Annotated in this window: 21 protein-coding genes; 17 read left to right on the top strand and 4 right to left on the bottom strand. The window is 58.9% G+C overall.

Translation table 11 applies throughout. From position 1 onward, the window contains the following. Positions 1-69 precede the first annotated feature (69 nt). The gene (locus tag AC1Q67_RS05750) at positions 70-2,853 is read right to left on the bottom strand and encodes a UPF0182 family membrane protein (RefSeq protein ID WP_492234852.1); all 2,784 of its coding nucleotides are present in this window, start codon (positions 2,851-2,853) and stop codon (positions 70-72) included. 286 nt (positions 2,854-3,139) lie between these two features. Between AC1Q67_RS05750 and rocD the strand changes: the two genes are divergently transcribed. Together rocD and AC1Q67_RS05740 are read left to right on the top strand one after the other, a co-directional pair. Beyond that, positions 3,140-4,360: an ornithine--oxo-acid transaminase gene (gene rocD, locus AC1Q67_RS05745; RefSeq protein WP_492234853.1), complete on the top strand. Its 1,221-nt coding sequence runs from the start codon at positions 3,140-3,142 to the stop codon at positions 4,358-4,360. Positions 4,361-4,567: 207 nt separating this feature from the next. After that, positions 4,568-4,861: a GYD domain-containing protein gene (locus AC1Q67_RS05740; protein ID WP_024576509.1), complete on the top strand. Its 294-nt coding sequence runs from the start codon at positions 4,568-4,570 to the stop codon at positions 4,859-4,861. 353 nt (positions 4,862-5,214) lie between these two features. Here AC1Q67_RS05740 and AC1Q67_RS05735 read toward each other — a convergent pair whose 3' ends face one another. Together AC1Q67_RS05735 and AC1Q67_RS05730 are read right to left on the bottom strand one after the other, a co-directional pair. Continuing rightward, complete coding sequence (locus tag AC1Q67_RS05735; protein ID WP_492234854.1) at positions 5,215-5,568, bottom strand: outer membrane protein; 354 nt, start codon at positions 5,566-5,568, stop codon at positions 5,215-5,217. An 87-nt stretch (positions 5,569-5,655) separates the two neighbouring features. Continuing rightward, positions 5,656-7,989 carry a Tex family protein gene (locus AC1Q67_RS05730; RefSeq protein WP_492234855.1) on the bottom strand — a complete coding sequence of 778 codons (2,334 nt, stop codon included), beginning with the start codon at positions 7,987-7,989 and terminating at the stop codon, positions 5,656-5,658. A 180-nt stretch (positions 7,990-8,169) separates the two neighbouring features. On the opposite strand from AC1Q67_RS05730, the gene AC1Q67_RS05725 reads away from it, so the two are divergent. After that, the gene (locus AC1Q67_RS05725; RefSeq protein WP_492234856.1) at positions 8,170-8,811 is read left to right on the top strand and encodes an alpha/beta hydrolase family protein; all 642 of its coding nucleotides are present in this window, start codon (positions 8,170-8,172) and stop codon (positions 8,809-8,811) included. A gap of 11 nt (positions 8,812-8,822) precedes the next feature. On the opposite strand, the gene AC1Q67_RS05720 is transcribed toward AC1Q67_RS05725, so the two are convergent. Further along, positions 8,823-9,710: a hypothetical protein gene (locus tag AC1Q67_RS05720; RefSeq protein WP_492234857.1), complete on the bottom strand. Its 888-nt coding sequence runs from the start codon at positions 9,708-9,710 to the stop codon at positions 8,823-8,825. 415 nt (positions 9,711-10,125) lie between these two features. On the opposite strand from AC1Q67_RS05720, the gene AC1Q67_RS05715 reads away from it, so the two are divergent. The 14 genes from AC1Q67_RS05715 (at position 10,126) to AC1Q67_RS05650 (ending at position 21,011) form a co-directional block, all read left to right on the top strand. Further along, positions 10,126-11,031 carry a DnaJ C-terminal domain-containing protein gene (locus AC1Q67_RS05715; protein ID WP_492234858.1) on the top strand — a complete coding sequence of 302 codons (906 nt, stop codon included), beginning with the start codon at positions 10,126-10,128 and terminating at the stop codon, positions 11,029-11,031. Beyond that, positions 11,028-11,303: a chaperone modulator CbpM gene (locus AC1Q67_RS05710; protein ID WP_024576504.1), complete on the top strand. Its 276-nt coding sequence runs from the start codon at positions 11,028-11,030 to the stop codon at positions 11,301-11,303. The genes AC1Q67_RS05715 and AC1Q67_RS05710 overlap by 4 nt, the downstream gene beginning before the upstream one ends. A 72-nt stretch (positions 11,304-11,375) precedes the next feature. Then, positions 11,376-11,588 (top strand): hypothetical protein, encoded by a 213-nt coding sequence (locus tag AC1Q67_RS05705; protein ID WP_492238141.1) that lies wholly within the window; start codon positions 11,376-11,378, stop codon positions 11,586-11,588. Positions 11,589-11,626: 38 nt separating this feature from the next. Continuing rightward, positions 11,627-11,881 carry a DUF2171 domain-containing protein gene (locus AC1Q67_RS05700; RefSeq protein ID WP_492234860.1) on the top strand — a complete coding sequence of 85 codons (255 nt, stop codon included), beginning with the start codon at positions 11,627-11,629 and terminating at the stop codon, positions 11,879-11,881. Between the two features lie 86 nt (positions 11,882-11,967). Next, positions 11,968-12,162 carry a hypothetical protein gene (locus tag AC1Q67_RS05695; RefSeq protein WP_024576501.1) on the top strand — a complete coding sequence of 65 codons (195 nt, stop codon included), beginning with the start codon at positions 11,968-11,970 and terminating at the stop codon, positions 12,160-12,162. A 181-nt stretch (positions 12,163-12,343) separates the two neighbouring features. After that, the gene (locus AC1Q67_RS05690; protein ID WP_492234861.1) at positions 12,344-13,408 is read left to right on the top strand and encodes a Dyp-type peroxidase; all 1,065 of its coding nucleotides are present in this window, start codon (positions 12,344-12,346) and stop codon (positions 13,406-13,408) included. After that, complete coding sequence (locus AC1Q67_RS05685; RefSeq protein ID WP_492234862.1) at positions 13,401-14,207, top strand: family 1 encapsulin nanocompartment shell protein; 807 nt, start codon at positions 13,401-13,403, stop codon at positions 14,205-14,207. The genes AC1Q67_RS05690 and AC1Q67_RS05685 overlap by 8 nt, the downstream gene beginning before the upstream one ends. Positions 14,208-14,240: 33 nt before the next feature. After that, positions 14,241-15,530, top strand: a complete 1,290-nt coding sequence (locus AC1Q67_RS05680) for an NAD(P)/FAD-dependent oxidoreductase (protein WP_492234863.1) — start codon at positions 14,241-14,243, stop codon at positions 15,528-15,530. 40 nt (positions 15,531-15,570) lie between these two features. Next, positions 15,571-16,476 carry a ketopantoate reductase family protein gene (locus AC1Q67_RS05675; RefSeq protein WP_492234864.1) on the top strand — a complete coding sequence of 302 codons (906 nt, stop codon included), beginning with the start codon at positions 15,571-15,573 and terminating at the stop codon, positions 16,474-16,476. Positions 16,477-16,732: 256 nt separating this feature from the next. Beyond that, positions 16,733-17,635 (top strand): NAD(P)-dependent oxidoreductase, encoded by a 903-nt coding sequence (locus tag AC1Q67_RS05670; RefSeq protein ID WP_492234865.1) that lies wholly within the window; start codon positions 16,733-16,735, stop codon positions 17,633-17,635. Positions 17,636-17,689: 54 nt separating this feature from the next. Continuing rightward, positions 17,690-18,523 (top strand): beta-keto acid cleavage family enzyme, encoded by an 834-nt coding sequence (locus AC1Q67_RS05665; protein ID WP_492234866.1) that lies wholly within the window; start codon positions 17,690-17,692, stop codon positions 18,521-18,523. Between the two features lie 183 nt (positions 18,524-18,706). Next, complete coding sequence (locus AC1Q67_RS05660; RefSeq protein ID WP_024576494.1) at positions 18,707-19,216, top strand: VOC family protein; 510 nt, start codon at positions 18,707-18,709, stop codon at positions 19,214-19,216. Between the two features lie 85 nt (positions 19,217-19,301). Continuing rightward, a complete protein-coding gene (locus tag AC1Q67_RS05655; protein ID WP_492235700.1) occupies positions 19,302-20,459 on the top strand; it encodes an acyl-CoA dehydrogenase family protein in 1,158 nt (385 codons plus the stop codon). A 12-nt stretch (positions 20,460-20,471) separates the two neighbouring features. Beyond that, the gene (locus tag AC1Q67_RS05650; protein ID WP_492234867.1) at positions 20,472-21,011 is read left to right on the top strand and encodes a flavin reductase family protein; all 540 of its coding nucleotides are present in this window, start codon (positions 20,472-20,474) and stop codon (positions 21,009-21,011) included. Positions 21,012-21,017: the final 6 nt, after the last annotated feature.

Below are 21,017 nucleotides of genomic sequence, written 5' to 3'. Positions count from 1 at the left end.
TCGATAGTGCTCCACCGGTCAGAATTAGCTCTTGATTCTAAGTAACGAGAGCCTTGCTCCGCGCGAACCCTAATGGCCGCTAGATTGTCGGTTCATCTCCTCCAATAGCTCGCGCATTGCATCAAATTGCGTGCCAAACCCTTTCCAATCGCCGGATTTCAATCGCTCCACTGCCTGATTGTAACGATCGAGCGCCTGCTGCGCTTGATTCATCGCAGAGCCCGTGCTTGGCAATTTCGCTGCATCGCTCGGCGTTGTCGGCGCGGTGCCAGCCTCTATGAATAGCGCCGACAAGGCCTCGGCAAGCGTCTCCTTCATGACGACGTTTTCGCCATAGGCCGCGATTACGCGCTTGAGCTCCGGCAAGTGTCCTTGCTCAGCCCGCAAATACAATGGCGATACATAGAGGATCGAATTATCGATTGGGATGACAAGCAAATTTCCCCGGATCACCCGCGAACCCATCTGGTTCCATAGCGAAATCTGCTGGGATATCTCGGTGTTCTGATGAATCCGGGCCTCAATCTGGAACGGTCCGTAGACGAGCTTCTCCTTGGGAAATTCATAGACGATCAGTTTGCCGTAGTCGGGCGCGTCGCATCGCGCTGCGAGCCACGCGATCATGTTGTCGCGGCGGCTTGGCACCATGGGGATCATGATAAAGAACTCGGCTTGGGTTTCTCCGGGTAGCCGCATGATGATGTAGTAAGGGACCATCAAGGCCACGCCACCATCGCCGTCCGGCTGGCGCGGAAATTGCCAAAGATCCTCGCGGTTATAAAAAACGTCGGCCGCTTCCATGTGGTAGGCCTGATAAAGCCGCGCTTGAATCAGGAAGAGGTCTTCTGGATAGCGAATATGCCTTTGCAAATCCGCCGGCATGGCCGCAAGCGGCTTGAACAACCCCGGAAAGATGCGCTGGTAGGTAGCGGCGATCGGATCTGTCGAGTCTGTCAGATAGAAATCAACTCTGCCGTTATAGGCATCAATGACGATCTTCACGGAATTGCGGATGTAGTTGAGATTGAGGTCAGGCGCAGGCTGCGCAGAAGGAAAATAGTCGCTCGTCGTATAGGCATCCTGCATCCAGAACATCCGGCCCTCGCTGATGACCAGATAGGGGTCACGATCAAGGGTCAGGAATGGGGTGATCGCGCGTACCCGCTCCTGAATACTGCGCCGGATCATTATTCTGCTGTCGTCGGTGACGTAGCTTGAGAGAAGTAGGTTCATATCGTTGAAGTGGTGGGCGAAGATGATTTTCCGCACCATTCCCGACAGGGGGACGCCACCGGCGCCGTCATAAGTTGCGTAGACGTTATCTTTGCCCTTTGGATAGTCGAACTCCGGCGTAGTTCCCTTAACGATAACGTAGTCGCTCTTGTGCTCCCCATAATAGATGCGTGGCTCGCGGATTTCAGGACCTCCGTCGGCAACTGGGGGAATATCGCGCAAATACAAGGGTGGGAGCCCCTCGCTGCTCTTTTGGGTGACCGGGCTCATCACCGCGCCGTTGCCGTGGGTAAACAGGAGGTGGAGGTTGACCCACGTCTGTGCGTTAGGTGGCAGCAGCGAGGATTTAAGTTCGCGCGCCGAAAGCATCACGCTTTGATAGGTCCCGCCAAGCCAGTAGCGATCTACATCCAGATTGTGAAGCTTGTAGTAGGTGCGAATCTCCTGCAGTTGCGCGTACGTATCCGACAACGGCCGCCAGTCCCACAGCCGTATATTGTCGATAGTCGCCTTGTTGGATTCAAGCGCCTTGAAGGTAAGGTTCTGTTCGGCCGGGAATGGTTTTGCCGCGATCTTGTCAAGATTGTAGGCCTCCCGGGTCAGCTTGATGTTGCGTTCGATGTAGGGACGCTCCAACTCCAGTTCGTTCGGTTTGACAAGCAATCGCTGGAACAATCCGGGGACCACGCCGGACAATAGGAAAACGGCGCTAAAGATGAGAATTATCGCCGCAGTTGGGAGCCGGTAGCTGAGCACTCGCAGGTTCGCCCATGCGGCGAATGCTGCGATGATCGAAAGTCCGATCAGCAACCAGAGGACAGGAAGCCCGACGTGGACGTCAGTGTAGCTTGCACCGACCACGACTCCATTGTCGCCGTAGAGCAGCAGGTAGCGGTCGAGACTATAGGACCATGCCTTCACGAAAAAAACTAATCCGAGCAGCACTGAGCCGTGGGCAATCGATGTTGGCGACATCGATCGTTGCCGAGCTTGGTATTCGATGTCGCCGTGCGCCCAATAGATCAGTCCAGTAAAAAGTGCGCTTATGAAGAGCGTGAGCAACATCCAATTCTTGACGGCGATATAAGCGGGCAAAGAAAAGAGATAGAATCCAATGTCCTTGTCGAAGAGCGGATCGTTCGCGCCATAGGGCACGCCATAGATGAACTGCAGAAAAACGATCCAGTGGCTGACCTCTCCCGAGGCGACCAGCAACGCGACAAGTCCTGCGCCAACAGCAATGGAGAGAGGCCATGGCAGCCGATCACGCAGAAATTCGAGCAGATCGGATGATGTTGTGGTGGCGGTGAGCTTCCGTGCGAAGCGAACGCGAGGCTGGACTTGCTGCCGGGCAAAATTAAGCGCGAGCCACGCGTTTGCCGATACCACGACGGCAGTCGCGGCGAAGACTGTGAAAAAAACGCCAGCCCTTGCACCGATCGTGGTCCAGAAGACGTGCAAGTAACCGATCGCGGAAAACCACATCCAGTCGACCAGAATGGCACCGGTGAGCCCCAGCAGGACTAGGCTGACAGCTCCGGCGATAGCCGCAATAAGGAGCGCCACCACCACGTTCCGCCGCGGTGCTTGCCGCTCTGGCCCGGTGATCCCGATCGTCATGGGTTTGATTATAGCAGAAGTGCGAAACGTCAGGCACCTGTTGTGGATCTGGCGTACCTGTTTTTTTGTGCGGCTCTGCCTACATTGGCGTTGATGCACCCAGCCGGAAGAGCGCGCATGAACGGCGATCTCACAATGGTGTCGCGTTGCTATGAGATTTCGGTGGTCGGGCATCTGGCGCCGGCACGCATGATGACGCCTGCATAATCCGTCGGGCGATCATTCGAGGCATGCCGAACGGTTGCTGCGCGACGTGTTTCAGCCCGGGTTTGAAGGGAGTGGCACCATGACTGATCTCTCCAGCCTCGAAGCCCGTTTCGGCGCAGGAAATTATGCGCCGTTGCCGGTTACGATCGTCCGCGGCAACGGAATTTACGTGTGGGACGAGAGCGGACGACGCTACATGGATATGATGGGGGCGTACTCGGCGGCCAGCTTCGGCCATTGCCATCCGCGTCTCGTTCAGGCACTGACCGAACAAGCGAGGCAGCTCGACACGATATCGCGCGCATATTTCAGTGATCGATTGGGGCCTTTTCTGGCGCGGGCCTGCACCCTGACCGGCGTGGATCTGGCGCTGCCGATGAACAGCGGCGCGGAAGCGGTGGAGACTGCACTCAAGGCCGCGCGCAAATGGGCCTACAAGGTCAAGGGCGTGCCAGACGGTCAGGCCGAGATCATTGCAGCAGAGGGCAATTTTCACGGCCGGACGATTTCCATCGTCGGCTTTTCATCCGTTGCCCAGTATCGTGATGGCTTTGGGCCATTCCCGCCCGGCTTCAGGCTCGTTCCGTTCGGTAACGCAGCTGCACTAAGCGCCGCGATCACACCGAATACAGCGGCCTTCCTAGTCGAGCCGATACAGGGGGAAGGCGGCATTAACGTGCCGCCGCCGGGTTACCTCGCGGAAGCCGAGCGCATCTGCCGGGCAAACAACGTGTTGCTGCTGTGCGATGAGATCCAAAGTGGCCTGGGACGCACCGGCCGACTGCTGGCGTGTCAACATGAGGGGGTCTTGCCAGACGGGTTGATGCTCGGCAAGGCGCTCGGCGGCGGGCTTCTGCCAGTGTCGCTGTTTCTCGCGCGTCGCGAGGTCATGAAGGTTTTCACACCGGGAGATCACGGCAGCACGTTCGGTGGAAATCCGATCGCTGCTGCGGTCGGATTGGCCGCTCTTGAAACGCTGATTGACGAGGGATTGATCGAGCGGGCTGCGACTGTCGGCGCCCATCTTCTCAATCGGCTCGCTTCGATCAAGAACCCGATCATCCGCGATGTGCGAGGCCGCGGCCTGTTCGCCGGGGTCGAACTGGATCGCGACTTGGCGAGTGCGGGCGCCGTGGTCATGCGCCTGTTGCGGGCGGGTGTGTTGACCAAGGATACCCACCGCAACACGATACGCTTTGCTCCGCCCTTGATCATCGATGAGTCACAAGTCGACTGGGCGGTGGATCGGCTCACCGAAGTTCTGGACGATGTCGCCAAAACGGATGCTCTTCTCAGGTAGTGATACGATCGCACGAGGTCAGCCGACGTCGAACGCCGTGGGCGAGCGGAAGGTTGTGGTCAGCCGGTTGCATCATTCTCATGATAACACCATTGATACCAAGGGGATTTTTGGCACTGAAGTTTGCACCGCGTGACTGTGCTATGCTGAGATTTATGAGAACCGCTCAAGCCGGGTTGCATAGGGTCCTAACCAGGGAGGATGATCATGGTAACGTATGTCGTGCTTGCCAAGTTCACCGATCAAGGAATCCGCAGTGCTAAGGAGTCTCCAAAGCGGGCAGATGCCTTCAAGCAATTAGCAAAGACGTTTGGAGTGACCGTGAAGGACATCTTCTGGACGCAGGGACGGTATGACGTCGTGACAATCGTCGAAGCGCCAGATGAGGCTTCCGCCATGTCGCTTAGCTTGAGTCTTGGCGCACTCGGCAACGTACGCACCGAATCGTTGCGAGCCTTCTCTGCTGCGGACATGACGACGATTGTCGGCAAGATGGTCTGACGACGGGCGCCCTTGACCGGCATCCATGGCTGCACATCAGGTTGTATGTGTGGGACTGAAATCGCTCCATACGCGCGATCAACACTGCGTCGCCGGTAGCAGGATTCGAACTACGACATTCTCCGCCAATGTTTCGCCAATGAAACGGCCGAGCGCCGCAAAGGTTGTAATGACAGCGTGTCCAACTATTCGGGCCGTAGACGCGCATACATTTCGCGCCTGCGCCGCTGCGACATACAAATTCTGACGACTCCGTTCAAAAGGAGCGTGTCAATGACGTATGCAGCGAGGGTGAAGTCCTTGCTGGGTAAGCGAAGGCCAACCGTCGAGAATTCGGTCTACTGCTTGCAGGGCTAGAAACCCGAAAACTTGAGGCCAAGCCTGAATTGAACAAGGTCCACGCTCGGTGAAATAAAGCGCGCTGCGCCGACGGTCGGGATCGCAGTTGTCTTGTGCATCTCGGTATCGAGTTCAATGTGGCGATATTCCACGCCCGCGTAGAGCCAGTTCGTAATCAGGTAGTCGATGCCGCCGCCGGCGTACCAGCCGGTCGGTCGCCTCTCTACCGTGTTCCCGGCATTAGGAAAGCCTTTGGCGAAGAAGGAGGAGTAAACGGAAGCCTGTGCGTAACCGCCAGTTGCGTAGACCGTCCACTGCGGGCTGAAAACCCAGCCGACGCGTGGCCCGGCGGTGAACAACTGAGACATCTTGATCGTGGCATCGAAAGCCGCGGCAAAAAACGGAGCGTCAAGGCAATATCATATAGCTCGGCTGAAGTGACTGCGCAGGCGTCGCTATCGCTTTTGTGCCTTCTCCGCCGCCCGGCGCAGCGCCTCGGCCATCGCCCCACCGGCGGACGAGGCGGGTTGCGGCGCCTTGCGCGGGGCCGGCGTTTTGGCAGACGGCCGGGTGTCGGCCCGGGATTCGTTCCTGCGATCTGGCTTTGCGCCGAGTTCATCGTCGAGCCTTAGCGTCAGCGCAATCCGATTTCGCGGCACGTCAACTTCCAGCACCTTGACGCGCACGATATCGCCGGGCTTCACGACCTCTCGCGGATCCTTGATGAAGGTCCTGGACATAGCCGAAATGTGCACCAGTCCGTCCTGATGCACGCCCACGTCCACGAACGCACCAAACGCGGCGACGTTTGTGACCGCACCTTCCAGCACCATGCCAGGCTTGAGGTCGCTGACTTTCTCGACGCCATCCTTAAAGACTGCGGCCTTGAAGGCTGGGCGCGGATCACGGCCGGGCTTTTCCAGCTCGCGCAGAATATCGGTCACAGTCGGCAGGCCGAATGTGTCATCGACAAACGACTGTGGTTTGACCTGCCGCAGTATCTCGGCGTTGCCGATCAGCGCCTTGATATCGCTCTTTGTGGCGGCGAGAATTCGGCGGACCACGGGATAGGCTTCCGGGTGGACACCGGATGCATCGAGCGGATCCTCACCGTTGGTGATGCGCAGAAATCCTGCGCACTGTTCGAACGCTTTCGGGCCGAGGCGCGGCACATCCTTGAGCGCCTTGCGCGACCGGAACGGCCCATTCGCATCGCGATGCTGGACGATGCTCTGCGCGAGCCCCGATCCGATACCCGATACACGCGCCAGCAACGGCGCCGAGGCAGTGTTTGCATCGACACCAACCGCGTTCACGCAATCCTCGACCACCGCATCGAGCGAACGGGACAGCTTGGCTTCGCCGAGATCGTGCTGATACTGGCCGACGCCAATCGATTTCGGATCGATTTTGACGAGTTCGGCCAGCGGGTCCTGCAATCGCCGCGCAATCGAGACGGCGCCACGCAGCGTCACGTCCAGTCCCGGAAGTTCCTCGGACGCGAATGCGGACGCCGAATAGACCGAGGCGCCGGCTTCGGACACCACGATCTTCGACATCTTCAGCTCCGGAAGCAGCTTCACAAGTTCGGTCGCGAGCTTGTCGGTTTCGCGTGATGCCGTGCCGTTACCGATTGCAATCAGTTCGACGCGATGCTCGCGCGCAAGCTTGCCGAGAATCGCGAGGGCCTCGTCCCAGCGCCGCTGCGGTTCATGCGGGAAGATTGCCGTTGTGGCGACGACCTTGCCGGTTGCATCGACAATGGCAACCTTGACGCCGGTGCGATACCCCGGATCGAGGCCCATGGTAACCCGTGCACCAGCCGGGGCCGCCAGCAGCAAATCCCGCAGGTTTGACGCGAAGACGCGGACCGCTTCCTGTTCGGCGGCGGTCCATAGCCGCATCCGCAGGTCGATGTTGAGATGCATCTGGATCTTGGTGCGCCACGCCCAGCGCACCGTTTCAGCCAGCCATCGGTCGCCGGGGCGTCCTTTGTCCGCAATGGCGAAGCGCTGCATGATCCGGAATTCGTAGGAGCTGACGGCAGCAGGCGTCGCGGCAGGTGCCTCCGGGAGCATCTGTAGATCGAGTATTTCTTCCTTCTCGCCACGAAACATCGCAAGAATTCGATGCGATGGCAGCTTGTTCAAGGGTTCATTGAAGTCGAAGTAGTCGCTGAACTTGGCACCGGCTTCCTTTTTGCCGTCGCGCAGCTTCGAGGCGAGGAGTCCATTCGACCACATGTGTTCGCGAAGGCCGCCGATCAGGTCTGCGTCTTCCGCAAAGCGCTCCACTAGAATTGAACGCGCGCCATCCAACGCCGCCGCCGCGTCCGCGACCTGTTTGTCCGCATCAATGAAAGACAGGGCGGCGACTTGCGGGTCGTTCTGCGGCTGTGTGAGCAGCAAGTCTGCGAGCGGCTCAAGCCCAGCCTCCTTGGCGATTTCCGCCTTGGTGCGGCGCTTTGGCTTGAACGGCAGATAGATGTCCTCAAGGCGGCCTTTGCTGTCCGCGGCGAGAATGGCAGCTTCAAGCGCCGCGTCGAGCTTGCCCTGTTCGCGAACCGAGTTGAGGATGGTGACACGGCGGTCTTCAAGCTCGCGGAGATAGTTCAATCGCTCTTCCAGCGTTCGCAACTGCGCGTCGTCGAGCGCGCCGGTGGCTTCCTTGCGGTAGCGCGCGATAAAAGGAACGGTGGCGCCGCCATCCAGCAGCGCAACTGCGGCCTCGACCTGTTGTTCGCGTACATCAAGTTCTTCGGCGATCCGTTGAGATATTGTCTTTGCCACGCAGTGTCTTCCTTAGCGAGAAACCGCGTTCGTGAATCGTGACCGCGGAAACGGCTTATGGACCACAGATCGGCGATTCATCAACCCCATTGCGAAGGAAAATGGATCTGTGGATGAGCTATGCCGACTTCGACCGCAGTTGTCGCACCTCTGTTGCTCACGATATAACGGGACGAAAGGATGGCGATCATGTTCCTGATGGATGGGCCGGAGCATGCCAAATTCACGCTTCTTCTTGCGCACGGCGCCGGCGCGGCGATGGATTCAGCCGCCATGACGGCGATGGCGAAGATCCTGGCTGAATCCGGTTTTCGCGTTGCGCGCTTCGAATTCGATTATATGGCGAGCCGCCGCACGTCCGTTGGCCGAAAGCCGCCCCCGCGCGCCGACAAGCTGAAGCCGGAGTTCGTCGCTGCGATTGATGCGCTCGATGTGAAAGGGCCGCTGATCATCGGCGGCAAGTCCATGGGTGGCCGCGTCGCGAGCATGGTCAGCGATGAGCTTTATGCGTCCCGGCGAATCTCAGCTCTTCTTTGTCTGGGTTATCCGTTCCACCCGCCGGGTAAACCCGACCAGCTACGGACCCAGCATCTTGCTGAGATTAGAACGCCAACCCTGATTGTGCAGGGGACACGCGATGAGTTTGGCTCTCGGGAAGAGGTCCGGTCGTACGGGTTGTCGAAGAGCATCGACATCCTCTGGCTGGAAGACGGCGATCACGATTTGAAGCCGCGAAAGAGTGTATCGGGCTTTTCAGCAGCCGATCATTTGAAGACCCTCGGTAAGGCGGTCGCGTCGTGGTCCGACAAGATCGTCAGCTGAGTGCTGGCCGATTACCGCAGCGGCATTGGCGGCCGCGGAACGCTGGTGTCGCCGGGTTGCGGCGGAAGCTGCGTAGGCGCTGGTGGCGGAATGTAGGCTTCGCGCTGTGCAGTGCCCTGCGGGTAAGGTTGCCGTTGCGAGTAGGTTGGCGGTGAATACGGCGCGGGACTTTGCTGGGCTACGGCGGGTGCACGCTGAGGTCGCGGCGGCGCTGGCTTCGATGCTTGCGTGGTGAGCTTGCGGCGCGCTTCGTGCTCCGTGGCTTTGGCGACGTCGCGGCTTAGCTGCGCCTGACCGGCCTGCAATTGCTCGACTGTTTGCTTCAGCGAAGCGATTTCACGCGTCATCGATTCGATCGACTGCGTAATCTCGGGAGGAACCACGCCCTGCGCAGGAGGTGCGTCCACCGCCGCTGTGGCGGGAGCCGTCGCCGGCTGTGGCGTCGGTGCGGTCTCCGCTGCCTCCTGCGCGGGAGCTGGATCGGCGGCCGGTTGGGACGCGGCGGCTTGAGGCGCCGTGTTTTGCGGTTCAGCGGCGCTTTGCGCCGGAGCGACCGCGCCTGGAATAAGTTGCAGCACCAGATCCGAAACTCTCTGCCTCGCTTCTCCCCCATAGGAATACCAGGCTGCAGCTACAGCGATACCCGCGCAGACGATGACCAGGATGGTGCCGCGACGGCCCCCCGTGCGTGGTGTCAGATTGCGGATGGCAGCGGTGTTGTCATTCAATGGATCTGCACGGAGCAATGGTTCAGCTGCCGGTTCGGGGGATACTGGAGACGGAACGTTGAGTCCGGATGGATCGGGCGCAAGACGTGGTGCTAGGTCACGGAGCTGCGCCACGATGACGTCGTGCGGATCGTCGATTTGTGAATCCGCGTCTTGCAACTTGAATTGCATGGGCTCTCCGTGGCGATGCGTGGCGGACATTCTGGTTTGTCCGTGCACAGGGAGGCATCGAGCTTTGACCACACCAAGGCCGTACGATGAAAAGTATGAGGCAGGGGAACCAGATTTTGCCTTAAGTGTCAGGTTCATGGGAGCCGATTTCCTGCGATTGGATCGGAGCAGGATATCTGATCCCGAAGTCAGAAATTCGCGCTCAAGCTTGCATTCCATTTCGGAATTTATGTTCTTCTAGCGGACGCCGTAGAGCATCGGCAGGATTGAAGCATCGCCGCCCGCGCGGTTGAGCCGCCTTTGGGCATCCAGCGGAGCGATACGATCTTCAGCAATGCGAAATACGTTGCGACGTCGTGACGTTAGTTCGTATTCTCGGATTTCCAGGCAGGCCAACGTGCTCCGGGAGACGGTCGTGAGAAATCCGTACGAGGTTCTTGACGTTTCCCCGACGGCTTCTTCTGCGGATATCCAGAAGGCTTATCGAAAACTGGCGAAGAAGCTGCATCCGGACCTGAATCCGGGCGACAAATCAGCCGAAGAAAAGTTCAAGGAAGTCGCCGGCGCATATGATCTTCTCAGCGATGCAGAGAAACGGAAGCGCTTTGATAGTGGCGAGGTCGATGCAACCGGGGCGGAACGCCCGCAGCACCATTATTATCGGGATTTTGCAACCTCGGACGAGGGGCATCATTACGCGGACAGTTCCGGTTTTTCCGATTACATGGACACTGACGACGCGTTCGCTGAACTCCTGAGAAGGGGCCAAAGAGCGCGGGCGAACCGGCGTGGACGTGATCTGCACTACACCTTGCTAATCGATTTTACGGATTCGATTACGGGTGCAAACAAGCGCCTGACGCTGCCGGACGGCGGCTCGCTCGACGTGAAAATTCCGCCGGGTTTGGTGGATGGACAGGTCTTGCGCCTGAAAGGCAAGGGAGCGCCAGGCACCGGCAAGGGTGAGCCCGGCGATGCCTTGATCGAGGTCGAAGTCGTGCCTGATCGGCGCTTCACACGCGAGGGGGACGACATATCTATAGAATTACCCGTCTCCCTATCCGAGGCCGTACTCGGAGGGCGGATTCGCGTCCCGACGCCGACAGGCGATGTGTCGATGTCAGTGCCAAAAGGTTCGAATACCGGAACGACCTTGCGGCTGAGAGGGAAAGGCGCCCCCCGTCGCGGCGGCGGCCAAGGCGATCAGTTCGTGAAGCTGAAGGTGGTTTTGCCTAAATCGCCGGACCCCGAACTCGAGGCATTTGTCTCGAATTGGGAGAAGGGCAGGGAGTTCAATCCACGTGAGGACAGGACGTCATGAACAAGCAGGAGTTTCTGTCTTATTCGGGTCTCCAGGCACAGACGCTGGATATTTGGCTGGATCAGCAGTGGATCATTCCCGAAGAAACCGCCGCGGGCGTTCAGTTCTCCGATGTCGACGTTGCTCGTGCCCATCTTATCCATGATCTGAAAAACGATCTGGGAGCAAACGACGAGGGTATCGACGTCATTCTTCATCTGATGGATCAGCTTCACGGACTGCGCCGCGCGTTCGCGGAGTTGCAACGGGAGATTCAGAAGTCCTCACCTTAGGTGCGAGATTTGCAGCGCAGGCTAGTCACCGAAGCTGCGAGCTAAGCCGGGAGATCCAAAATGAGCGGAAGATTGGCCACGCTGGGACACGGCGAAATCGACTCCCTCATCCTGCAGGCGTTGGTGCGCAAGCTTGTCGCGAAGAATGTCCTCTCGCCAGATGATGTTCGCGCTCTATTGTTTGAGGCGGCGACACGCCTCGATCTCGTGGGCAGCAACCAGACGCCCCAGGCTGCGCAGATCATTGTTGAGGAAGACTTGGTGCCCGCGTTTCTTGGGGGATGATTTTCAATGCACGCTAACTCAATGAGGAGGACGTTGTGATGAAAGATCAGATCAAGGAAAACATGGAAGTCATCGGCGCTGATGGTGTCCACGTCGGTACAGTTGATCGCGTCGAAGGTGATCGCATCAAGCTCAAAAGAAGTGACAGCTTCGGGAAGCACGAGGGGCATCATCATTACATCGAGAGGGGGTTTGTCGCCGGCGTAGAAGGGGACAAGGTGCGCCTGTCCGCGAATGCGGACATTGCCGTAACTCTGGAGGAGGAGTCGTCGGGTCGGCCCGTCAGGCTGTGATGGATTCCTCGAGGCAGTCACGCGGGCCGCTCGTCTTCGACCCATCGCATTTCCGTTTTGGTGTGCCAATTAGGAAAGTCACCTCGATGCAACAGTATGATCTCTACATTAACGCGAAAAAGCCAGCCATCGGCCTCTACGTGCGCAAAGGGACAAATCTTCCGGATCTCGCCGACAAGGCTGATTGGGTTTTTGATGGCAGTGCTGCACAAGACCTGCTTCCTCCGAGCGTCATAGAGGGCGTAGCAGCTTCCGGACACGCCTTTCGGGACATGGATTAGCCGGTGGCGCGATCCGGTTTGTTCTTCCAAGAGCGCGGCGCATCGAGGTTCGCCGCGATTGGCAGCGATGGACCCAATATTCTGGCGTCGCGTGCTTGGCGCGGATACGATGTGACTTGCACTTTTGCGCGCCGTTCGATGAACTGGCGATGTGTTGCAAATGGCATCGAACGGATCGAGTATGGTTTCAAATTTGCCGCCTCCCGTGTCCCAGTCGGTCGCTGTCGGGCTTACGCGTGCGGCAATCTTCCTTGTCGTGACGATCAATCCGGGGCCATCTTCTGAAGAGGCCGTTCGCGGTCTGTGCGGCGATCTTTCCAGCCTGCTGCGCGGTGTGGGATTTCGCGATTTGAACGGACAGTTGTCCTGTATCATGGGGTTTGGCTCCGACGCCTGGGACCGGCTGTTCGGAACGCCGAGACCAAAGGACCTGCATCCCTTTCGTGAAATTCGTGGTGTGCACACCGCCGTTTCGACGGCTGGCGACATCCTCTTTCACATTCGTGCGGCGAGCATGGATTTGTGCTTCGAACTGGCAACGCACATTATGTCGCGGCTCGCCGGTGCGGTCGCCGCCGTGGACGAGGTGCACGGCTTCAAGTTTTTCGACGACCGCGATCTGATCGGTTTCGTTGACGGGACTGAAAACCCGGTGGGACAGGCTGCCGAACTGGCCGCCCTTGTCGGCGATGAGGACACCGCCTTTTCCGGGGGCAGCTATGTGATCGTGCAGAAATACCTTCACGACGTGGAGCGATGGAACAAGGTGCCCGTCGAGGAGCAGGAGAACATCATCGGCCGGCACAAGCTGTCCGATATCGAACAACCCGACTCCATGAAGAAACCCTATGCGCACAATGTTCTGACCTCGATCGAAGAGAACGGTGAGCAGCTTCAGATCCTGCGCGACAACATGCCGTTCGGCGAGGTGGGCAAGGGCGAATTCGGCACCTATTTCATCGGTTACGCGCGGTCGCCTCATCGCATCGAGAAGATGCTGGAAAACATGTTTGTCGGTAACCCGCCGGGCACTTATGACCGTCTGCTTGATTTCAGCCGTGCGGTAACAGGATCTCTGTTCTTTGTGCCGACAGCGACGTTTCTGGACGACGTTGGTGCCGAGGCGCAGCCAGTTGCGAAGGGCGGGACGAAAGAGGCTCCTGAGCCTCGGCTAAAATCGGATGCTCGTCCTGGCGATGGCTCACTCGGTATAGGATCCCTGAAGAAAGAGGCTGGACATGAATAATCTCTATCGGCACCTCGCGCCCGTTTCGGAGGGAGCATGGGAGCAAATCGAGCAGGAGGCGTCCCGCACCCTCAAGCGTCATCTGGCAGCACGCCGTGTCGTTGACGTTGTCGGCCCGAAAGGATTCGATTTTTCCGCGGTCGGGACAGGTCATGTCAAGCAGATCCCGGCGCCTGGCGAGGGAATCCAGACCACGCAACGCGAGGTAAGGGCGCTCGTTGAGTTACGTGTCCCGTTCGAACTTACGCGACAGGCGATCGATGACGTAGAGCGCGGTGCAACGGATTCGGACTGGTCGCCCGTCAAGGAGGCGGCGAGGAAGATCGCATTTGCCGAAGATCGCTCCGTTTTCAATGGATATGCTGCGGCCGGAATTCAAGGCATCCGCGAAGGCAGCAGCAATGCCGTTGTGACACTTCCGGGCAGCGTAAAGGGCTATCCGGACGCTGTGGCGCAAGCCGTCAGCCAATTGCGCCTCGCGGGCTGCGATGGACCATATGCACTTGTGCTTGGGGCGGGCGCATACGCAGCCGTGTCCGGCGGAAGCGACGATGGGTATCCGGTCTTTCATCATATCGAGCGTGTGGTGGATGGCGGGATCATCTGGGCGCCTGCCATTGAGGGCGGGTTCGTGCTCACCACGCGCGGTGGGGACTTCGAACTGGATATCGGTCAGGACTTCTCCATTGGTTATCTCAGCCATTCCAGCTCAGTTGTTGATCTCTATTTGCAGGAAACCTTCACGTTTCGGCAATTGACAGCCGAGGCGGCTGTTGCGCTTGTGACGGCAAAAAAATGATTGCGTGGCTCATTGTGGAGAGGATGGTGATACATGGCCGGTCAGATGGCTGTTGATCCCTCCCGTCCCCATGTCGTCATCGTCGGAGCCGGCTTCGGCGGGCTTGAGGCAACGCGGGGTCTTGCCGACGCACCTGTGCGCATCACGATCGTTGACCAGCGCAACCATCATCTGTTTCAGCCGCTGCTTTACCAGGTCGCCACCGCAACGCTCGCCACCTCGGAAATCGCCTGGCCTGTCCGTCATCTTGTCCGCAGGCAGGAGAATGTCACGACGCTGCTCGGGAGTGTCGCCGGCGTGAACGTCGAGGCGAAGCAGGTGATGCTGGACGGCGAGGAGCCGATCGCTTTTGATGTCCTGATTTTGGCGACCGGGGCCCGCCATGCCTACTTCGGTCACGACGAATGGGAGCCATATGCACCCGGGCTCAAGACGCTGGAAGACGCCACCAAAATCAGGCGGCGTATTCTGTCCGCGTTTGAGCAGGCCGAGTGGGAGACGGACGCGGCAGAGCGTGCAAAATTTCTGACCTTTGTCGTTGTTGGCGCAGGGCCGACCGGTGTCGAACTTGCAGGCACCATCGCCGAGCTCGCGCGCGACACGTTGAGAGGTGACTTTCGCAATTTCGATACAAGAAGCGCGAGGGTTGTTCTTATCGAAGCCGGACCTCGCATCCTCTCCAGTTTCAGCGAAGATCTGTCGGGCTATGCGCAACGGGCGCTGACGCGGCTCGGAGTCGAGATCAAACTGGGGCGCGCGGTTTCAAAGTGCGGAGAAGGCGGAGTCGAGCTTGACGGCGAATTCCTTGCCGCAAAGACCATCATCTGGGCAGCGGGAGTAGCTGCTTCGCCCGCCGCGGAGTGGCTGCATACACCGGCAGATCGTGCAGGCCGGGTTCTTGTGCAGCCTGACCTGACGGTGCCGGGACATCCGAACATCTTTGTGATTGGCGATGCCGCGCATGTTGAAACGGCGGATGGAAAGCTGATACCTGGCGTGGCACCGGCGGCCAAGCAGGAGGGGCACTATGTCGCGGAGGTGATTCGAGCGCGGCTGAAGGGTGGCAGCCCAGGTGCGCCGTTCGCGTATAGGAACGCGGGCAACCTCGCCACGATTGGGAAGCGCGCAGCCATTGTCGATTTCGGCTGGATCAAGTTGAAGGGCCGCATCGCCTGGTGGATGTGGGGTATCGCTCACATCTTCTTCCTGATCGGACTGCGCAATCGTCTTGCCGTCGCGCTGAGCTGGTTGTGGATCTATGTCAGCGGACAGCGCAGCGCTCGCCTTATTACGCAGGGCAACATCAGGAAGGGCGGGAACTAGACCCGTCCTATGCGCGGTGTTAACGGGTTCGAGGCGAAGCATGAAAGTCGCAGTGATGGGCGCCGGAGCCGTCGGTTGCTATTTCGGCGCGATGCTTGCTAGGGCGGGGCATGTCGTGACCTTGATAGGTCGGTCCCAGCATGTGGAGGCAGTCAAGCAGCACGGTCTGTTACTCGAACATCGTGATTTCAAGGACCACGTGCAGGTTGCCGCGACGACTGACGCCATCGGTGTTGCGGGCGCGGATGTCGTTCTGTTCTGCGTGAAATCGGCTGATACGGAAGCTGCCGGACGGCTGATCGCTCCGCATCTGAAGCGGGGTGCGGTGATCTTGTGCCTGCAGAACGGCGTCGACAACGCGGACCGCCTGCAAACGACGGTCGATCAGATTGCCGTGCCTGCGATCGTCTACGTGGCGGCTGAAATGGCTGGACCAGGTCACGTCAAGCATCATGGCAGGGGCGAATTGATTGTAGGGGCCTCTCCATCAAGCACTGATCTCGCTGCAACCTTCACACAGGCTGGCGTACCTACTGTGGTCTCTGACAAGGTTATCGATGAACTCTGGATCAAGCTGATCACGAACTGTGCGTACAATGCGCTGTCGGCGGTGGCGCAGTTGCCTTATGGGCAGTTGTTCGAGGTCAGCGGTGTAACTGAAGTTGTCAGGAGCGTCGTCGCGGAATGCACGGCGGTCGCATCGGCCCTGGGCGTTGCCGTGCCGGGAGACATCAGTGAAACCGTTCTGGCACTGGCCAACTCGATGCCAAACCAATGCTCATCCACGGCTCAGGATCTAGCGCGCGGCAAGAAAACCGAAATTGACTATCTGAACGGATATGTCGTGCGGAGGGGCGAGGAGCTTTCGATTCCGACGCCAACCAATCGGGCGCTTCTTGTCATGGTCAGGCTGCTTGAAGAAAAAGCCCGGCGAACGCTTCGGTGAGCCGGCTGCTGCTGTGTCGCCTGGCTTCCCGTGATCTTGTCGAGGTTTGGGAAGCTGCAGCGCGACTTCTTACTGGCTGGTTGGTGCAGAAAACAGGGCTGACGATCCGCGGATATCGGCTTTCCGTTCATGGATCCTCAACGAGGCCGCGGCGTCGTGAGCATGATGATCGCCTGGTGAGAGTTTGCTGTTGTCAGATCAAGACCCTTGCTGATATTGCGCGCATCACTCCTGCTGTTAACGAGAGGCGCGCAGAATGAATCAAACTGTTGGTATCGTCGGTATCGGGATTATGGGCACCGCAATGGCGCGTAACCTGCGCGAGTCAGGCTTTACCGTCGTTGGATATGATCCCGTGCCCGCGGCCTCCGCGCGCCTGAATTCGCTGGGAGGGCAGGCGCTGGCTTCTCCGCGCGCGGTTGCCGAAGCGGCGCCGATCACCATCATGTCCTTGCCGAAAGCCGAAGCGTTGACCGAAGTCATTGGCGGCGCCGATGGCGTCGCCAATGCGACAGGCACCGGGCAGATTGTCATCGAGTGCTCCACGTTGCCGCTGGATATCAAGCAGGCTGCGTTCGATGTCATGAAGAAGAGCGGCAAGGTGCTTCTCGACTGTCCGATCAGCGGCACAGGGGCTCAGGCGGTCGCAAAGGACCTTGTGATCCTGGGCAGCGGTGACAAGGCGGCTTTTGAACGCTGCGCTCCGGTTTTTGCCGGCATGTCCCGCGTGCAGCATTATCTGGGGCCGTTCGGGCGCGGGAGTATCATGAAGTATATCGCCAACCATCTGGTGACGATCCACAACGTCGCGGCGGCTGAGGCGATGGTTCTGGGCATCAAGGCCGGAATTGACCCCGCGATTGTCTACGATACGCTGGCGGATAGCGCAGGTACATCCCGCATGTTCCAGATGCGCGGTCCGCTGATGCGCGACGAGCGTTATGATGAACCGACTGCAACGATCCGCATGCAGCTTAAGGATATTGCAATCATCGACGCCTTTGCGGCCGGTCTCGACTGTGCCTTACCGGTTTATGCGGCGGCGTCGCAAGTTTATCACGCTGGCTCGGCGCTCGGGCGCCGGGAGCAGGACACCGCTGCGGTTTGTGCCGTGCTGGAAACCATGCATGGAATTGACCGGAAGACGCTCAAGCCGTAGAGCCGTCGGCGCTTCCTCTCATCCTTGAGCTTAAGTATCTTCGAAAGGTACGGCATGGCCGATCTGACAATCATGGTTGCGCCGAACGGCGCACGCAAAGGCCATGCGGAACATCACAATCTACCCCTGACAGCCGAAGCGATCGCAGCGGATGCGCTGGCGTGCAAGACAGCCGGTGCGCAGGCTGTTCATATGCACGTTCGCGATGCGGACGGGCGTCATACGCTTGATGCGTCACGCTATCTGGCTGCGACCGAAGCGGTGCGGCGGCTCGTTGGTCCGGAATTCGTTATCCAGATCACAACCGAGGCAGTCGGCATGTTCAGGCCCGATGAGCAGATCGCGGTGGTTCGGGCCGTTCGTCCCGAGGCTGTGAGCATTGCGACCAAGGAGTTGATCCCGGACGCGAGCGCGGAAGCCGCTGCTGCGGATCTCTACCGATGGGCCCATGAGCAGAAGATTGCAGTCCAGCACATCGTTTATGCTGCGAATGAATTTGATCATCTGCTCGATCTAATGAAACGCGGGATCATCCCCGGTCGCCGGCACTCCGTTATCTTCCCGCTTGGCCGCTATGCTGTCGCGCAGGAAAGCGATCCCGCTGAACTCGCACCGTTCGTTGCGAAAGTTCGCGACAACGGGGGTACCGAGCGGTTCGACTGGTGGGTTTGCGCTTTTGGTGCGTCTGAGACAGCGTCGCTGGTTGCGGCCGCAGCCATGGGCGGGCATTGCAGGATCGGTTTCGAGAACAGCTTCATGAATGCAGATGGCAGCCGCGCCGACAGCAACGCAGAACGCGTCCAGGATTTGCAGGCAGCATTGTGCGGAATTCATCGCCCGCGTTCGTCGCGCGCGCAGATACTGCGAGCGCTGGGCAGGCCAGATTAGGCTACCGCGAGGAGCCTAAAGGCCCGCTTCGCATCAGGAAATTCGAAATTTTGCAGGACGGATTGGCGCGCTTCACGCTTTGTGCGGCGCACTGCGCAGAGCCGTGCTTGCAATTCCGGCGACGTTGCGTTATTTATCAGGTGATAAAATAAAAAGCATCAATCAGTTTACGGGAGAGCAGGCATGAAAGTCCTTGGTTTCAACCACCTTTCCATCGGCGCGAAGAACCTCGAAGAGTCCGCCCGCTTCTATCAGACCGTGCTGGGCATGGAGTTGATCCCGACCTATAATTTCGGCTTCAAAACCAAGTATCTGCGTTGCGGTGATCTTCAACTGCACCTGTTTGAACTTGAGGATAGCGTCCCAGTGTATCAGCACTTTGCGCTCGATGTGGACGACTTTCATGCGGCTTATGAGAAAGCGAAGGCTATCGGAGCGCTCGATTCCTCGGCGTTTCGCAATTCCGTCAACGAGCTCCCCGACGGGTGTGTTCAGATGTACCTGCGTGATCCCGCCGGCAATCTGGTCGAGATCGACTGGCCGGATGTGAACACGCTGGACCGGTCGCGGATTCCGGAGATGAAACTGTTGTCCGAATTTGCGACGCAGGATGACGAAGGACTGAAGGCTTCGCTCTATCTCGATCGTCCGCATATCAAGCCGAATGCTCCGAGGAAAGCATCGGCGCGATAGTTTTAGGGAGGCGAGCATGTCGGGTACCGTTCATAAGCTTGGTCTGGACCGTCGTTCAAACGGTCAGGATGATGCATATTCGGAGATGCTGGAGCGTGCGCACGCGCTGGTTCCGAAATTGCGGGAGCGTGCTGCAAAGACGGAGGAAATGCGGCGCCTTCCTCCGCAAACCGAGCGAGAGCTTCATGAAGCCGGCCTGTTCAGGATTCTTCAGCCCAAGCGGGTGGGTGGCTCCGAGCTCGATTACGTGGCGCTGGTGGATTTCGCGGACGTCGTCGCACTTGCCGATGCGTCGGTTGCGTGGAATCTCGCGAATCTGGCCAGCCATCACTGGATGCTGGGTATGTTCGATGTGCGTGCGCAGGACCTGATCTGGAACGAGAATGTCGATGCCCTGATTGCATCGTCGTTCGTATTCCCTGCCGGCCGCGCCACGAAGGTCGCCGGTGGGTATACCCTGTCAGGCCGTTGGCCGTTCTCATCGGGCGTCGATTCCAGCAGCTGGAACATGCTGGCAGGCATCGTGTCGTCCGATGATGATGCGGATGGTGTGGAATACCGGATCTTCTTGCTGAAGCAGTCTGACTACAAGATTCTCGACACATGGAGTTCGACCGGCCTCAAGGGGACTGGATCCAACGATGTCGAAGCCAAGGATGTATTTGTCCCGGATTACATGACCCTTGCGGTCAGGGACGTTGGTGGTGGAGCGACACCCGGAAGCGCAGTGAATCCCGGTGCGCTTTACGCCTTGCCAGTCTTTTCACTGTTTCCGTTCGTTCTCTCGGGAGCAGGCCTGGGTAATGCCCAGGCCTGCCTTGATGATTACGTCGGGATCGCCAAGCATCGCGCCTCGACCTACAACCGCGCGAAACTGGGTGATCTGCAGACAACACAGATCAAGATCGCTGAGGCGTCTGCAAAGGTTGATGCAGCGCGTCTGATCATGCGCCGGACCTGCATTGAGGCGATGTCCGACGCCCGTCGCGGCGTCGTCCCCGACCTTTCGGAGAAAACCAGATACCGGCGCGACGGCGCATATGCGGTCAATCTGTGCACCGAAGCGGTTTCCACATTGTTTTCGGCGAGCGGCGCGCGGGGCCTTTACACGACTGGCGCTCTGCAGCGGCAATTCCGCGATGCCCATGCGATTAATGCACACATTGCGTTTAGCTTCGATGCATCCGGAACCAACTACGGCCGCGTCGCGCTTGATCTGCCGTCCGAAAATCTGACCCTTTAAGAGGTGCGGGTCATGGTTGCTGCTTCGCAGAATCCGGCCGACTTCAGGAACGAGCTTTCGAGCGACAGTTCATCGATTGATCCGCGCGATTTCCGGAACGCGCTGGGGGCTTATGCGACCGGCGTTACTGTCATCACGGCGGCGACGCCGGACGGCAAGCAGGCAGGCTTGACCTGCAATTCGTTCGCGTCGGTTTCGCTCAACCCGCCACTCGTGCTGTGGAGTCTGGTGACCTATTCGCCAAGCATGAGCATCTTTCAGAACGCGAGCCATTTTGCGGTCAACGTGCTGGGGGCGTCGCAGCAGGAGTTGGCGAAACAATTTGCCACGCGCGCCGAGGACAAATTCGCTGGGGTCTCATGGAAGCCCGGGTTGGGGGATGCGCCGGTCCTTGCGGATGCGGTGGCAACCTTTCAGTGTCGTAGTGCCGACCGCTATTACGGGGGCGACCACGTTATTTTCCTTGGTGCGGTCGAGGCTTACGATTACAACCGGGCAGAGCCGCTGCTGTTTGCACGCGGAAGTTTTGGTCACTTTGTTCCTGGGGCATAATCCCAG

This window comes from Afipia sp. GW823-FHT06G09 (assembly GCF_058794875.1).
Note: the sequence above shows the minus strand (reverse complement) of the source record. Positions and strands in the feature narration are given on the sequence as shown.

Excerpts from the sequence above, each read along its gene's own strand:
- AC1Q67_RS05750 (WP_492234852.1), bottom strand. The coding sequence starts at position 2,853 with ATGACGATCGGGATCACCGGGCCAGAGCGGCAAGCACCGCGGCGGAAC.
- rocD (WP_492234853.1), top strand. The coding sequence starts at position 3,140 with ATGACTGATCTCTCCAGCCTCGAAGCCCGTTTCGGCGCAGGAAATTAT.
- AC1Q67_RS05740 (WP_024576509.1), top strand. The coding sequence starts at position 4,568 with ATGGTAACGTATGTCGTGCTTGCCAAGTTCACCGATCAAGGAATCCGC.
- AC1Q67_RS05735 (WP_492234854.1), bottom strand. The coding sequence starts at position 5,568 with ATGTCTCAGTTGTTCACCGCCGGGCCACGCGTCGGCTGGGTTTTCAGC.
- AC1Q67_RS05725 (WP_492234856.1), top strand. The coding sequence starts at position 8,170 with ATGGCGATCATGTTCCTGATGGATGGGCCGGAGCATGCCAAATTCACG.
- AC1Q67_RS05720 (WP_492234857.1), bottom strand. The coding sequence starts at position 9,710 with ATGCAATTCAAGTTGCAAGACGCGGATTCACAAATCGACGATCCGCAC.
- AC1Q67_RS05710 (WP_024576504.1), top strand. The coding sequence starts at position 11,028 with ATGAACAAGCAGGAGTTTCTGTCTTATTCGGGTCTCCAGGCACAGACG.
- AC1Q67_RS05700 (WP_492234860.1), top strand. The coding sequence starts at position 11,627 with ATGAAAGATCAGATCAAGGAAAACATGGAAGTCATCGGCGCTGATGGT.
- AC1Q67_RS05695 (WP_024576501.1), top strand. The coding sequence starts at position 11,968 with ATGCAACAGTATGATCTCTACATTAACGCGAAAAAGCCAGCCATCGGC.
- AC1Q67_RS05690 (WP_492234861.1), top strand. The coding sequence starts at position 12,344 with ATGGTTTCAAATTTGCCGCCTCCCGTGTCCCAGTCGGTCGCTGTCGGG.
- AC1Q67_RS05685 (WP_492234862.1), top strand. The coding sequence starts at position 13,401 with ATGAATAATCTCTATCGGCACCTCGCGCCCGTTTCGGAGGGAGCATGG.
- AC1Q67_RS05680 (WP_492234863.1), top strand. The coding sequence starts at position 14,241 with ATGGCCGGTCAGATGGCTGTTGATCCCTCCCGTCCCCATGTCGTCATC.
- AC1Q67_RS05675 (WP_492234864.1), top strand. The coding sequence starts at position 15,571 with ATGAAAGTCGCAGTGATGGGCGCCGGAGCCGTCGGTTGCTATTTCGGC.
- AC1Q67_RS05670 (WP_492234865.1), top strand. The coding sequence starts at position 16,733 with ATGAATCAAACTGTTGGTATCGTCGGTATCGGGATTATGGGCACCGCA.
- AC1Q67_RS05665 (WP_492234866.1), top strand. The coding sequence starts at position 17,690 with ATGGCCGATCTGACAATCATGGTTGCGCCGAACGGCGCACGCAAAGGC.
- AC1Q67_RS05660 (WP_024576494.1), top strand. The coding sequence starts at position 18,707 with ATGAAAGTCCTTGGTTTCAACCACCTTTCCATCGGCGCGAAGAACCTC.
- AC1Q67_RS05655 (WP_492235700.1), top strand. The coding sequence starts at position 19,302 with ATGCTGGAGCGTGCGCACGCGCTGGTTCCGAAATTGCGGGAGCGTGCT.
- AC1Q67_RS05650 (WP_492234867.1), top strand. The coding sequence starts at position 20,472 with ATGGTTGCTGCTTCGCAGAATCCGGCCGACTTCAGGAACGAGCTTTCG.